The organism is Algoriphagus faecimaris (assembly GCF_900101705.1).
GTDB lineage: Bacteria > Bacteroidota > Bacteroidia > Cytophagales > Cyclobacteriaceae > Algoriphagus > Algoriphagus faecimaris.
Map to the genome: position 1 here is coordinate 1 of NZ_FNAC01000092.1, position 2,153 is coordinate 2,153.

Annotated in this window: 1 protein-coding gene; it reads left to right on the top strand. The window is 37.0% G+C overall.

The annotated features are described in order from the left end of the window. The first annotated feature begins 692 nt into the window (after positions 1 to 692). Positions 693 to 1,787 (top strand): hypothetical protein, encoded by a 1,095-nt coding sequence (locus BLQ57_RS20665; protein WP_217639538.1) that lies wholly within the window; start codon positions 693 to 695, stop codon positions 1,785 to 1,787. The last annotated feature ends 366 nt before the right edge of the window (positions 1,788 to 2,153 follow it).

The following is a 2,153-nucleotide window of genomic DNA, read 5'->3' on the forward strand; positions in this document are numbered from 1 at the left end:
ATTGTAATTCGATCCAATTGTGTTAAGGGATTTGTAATCCCAGAATCCAGTTATTATTAGACAGAAAGATATTAGGCCCCATTGGGGTTTTCTGAGACACTTCCAAGAGATGAGCAACTTCCTGCTTCGAAAGCTTTTTTGCTTCCCTTGCTTTTTTCAATCGTGATCCAAATTCCATATTCAAACAAGTAAAAAGTTACTAAAGATTAGAAATATTTTACTAGGTATTGGCTAAATAAGCAAATAATTTAGGACCTAATGATCGGAGGTACCGATCAAGATTCATAAACATAAATAATACGTATCATGAAAAAGTTAAGTCTAGAAATGCTCAGACTCAGCACCAATGAGATTTTGGGAAGAGATCAGATGAGGAAGATGGGGGTATTGCCTGTAGCTATACCTTAACCTGTGAGGACGGTACACAATTTTCGGGTTCTGGAAAGTGCCCTTTGGAAGCCTCACTCGATTGTTCTAATAATGGTGGCCCCGCCTTCTGTGTGGAAACAGGTTGCTCTTAAGCACTTGAACCTTTATTTTAACTAAATAATCGCTGATTTACTCAGTTGAAACTTTATCGGTTTAATCTCCAATTTAAAAACCAAGTCCTCTTCAAACTTAAATTAATAAGCATGACTTTTAAACACGTATCATATTTACTTTATCCCAAACCTATATATTATCTCATTTTTTTGATTATCTTTTTATCCTGCCAAGAAAAAGACGCAAGTAAGTTGGTTTTTGACTTGGAACTAGTCAAGATTGATTCCTTTGTGGTCAAGAGAGACACGCGTTTTAAGATTCTGGACCATCACGGCACTAGTGGGAATTATCTTGGATACGACCCAATCACAAAGAGCTTTTTAGTAATAGGTCAAAAGGGTGAAATTATCGATGAAGTAAAAAGATCTGGTGAGGGTCCAAACGAGTATAGTAATAGTCTAAGCACAGCGGCATTTTATCAGGTTGGCGGTGGAATAGTTGTCCAAAGCGCTAATGAATTGATCTGGTACAATGAAAATTGGGAGATCAAAAAGCGCTGGAAATATGCGCCATCTTTTGGTGTAACTGTTTACGGCGGACCAAGATTCAAAACCCCCTATTATCTAAGGAATGATGCTACGACTCCTTTTGTATTTACCTCATTTTTCCCCAATGTCAAAGTCCCTTTTGGAGAAATACAGTCTTTGTCCCCAAATGGTCAAATCATCGAAGTCTTTGAATCTAATAATGATAGTTTAGTTTGGAAATTACCAGTGGATTTTAAACAATACACTGCGTTTGAACCCGAAGAAAAAGGCTTTGATCAAGCACCGGTCTATCACCTTGATGAGAATAGCGGATCTTTGTTGCTCACATTTGATCACTCACTTACGATCGGATCTTACAGCTTGAATACCGATTTTGAATTGACAAAAGCAATTTCTTTGACAGAAGATAAATTCGCTGACGGAGGAAAGGGAAAAAACATTAAAGTATTTCCAGTTACAGATCAGGGACTCGGTATTCTTCGATATTCTAGTATGAGTGAATTGGAATTAAAGCGGAAAAATGAGGTGAATAGCAATTACACACCATTACGAGACTCCGAACTTTATCGATTTTATTTCATCGATAGTGTTACCGAATTGGTTCAGGAAATTCCATTTCCTAAAAGAATAGAACCCAATTCCGAACTCCTTCCATTAGGCGGAAATAGGATTCTAATGAGAAATCGGGATAGAGAAGATGTTGAGATCGATCAATCCTCCTATTCGATTTTTATTTTCAGGAAGAAAGAAAAGTAGCGTTTATTTAATCTGTTTTTTAGAGGTCATAACTTGTCCCGAGTATCGGGGTAGCTTGTTCCGAACTTGATTCGGGAGAATGCCTGTGGCAAGCAGGTCGTATATTTTCCCCGATACATCGAGGTATCCCAGTGTGTCTCGTTTGCGTCGTGCCAGCTTAAAGGAGGAAGGCAGGCTCGATTTCATGATTTTAAACCTATGAAGGCGGTCTTTCAATCGGTTTTTGGTTGGATTTCCTTCATTTTTTGAATTTTTAAAAAAAAGTAAAAATTTTTTTTCTTCCATACAAACGATTGCGAAATCATTAAATTACAGATACGTGTAATGACAAGATTTTGTAAAAAATAATGAAACCAAATAAAATTT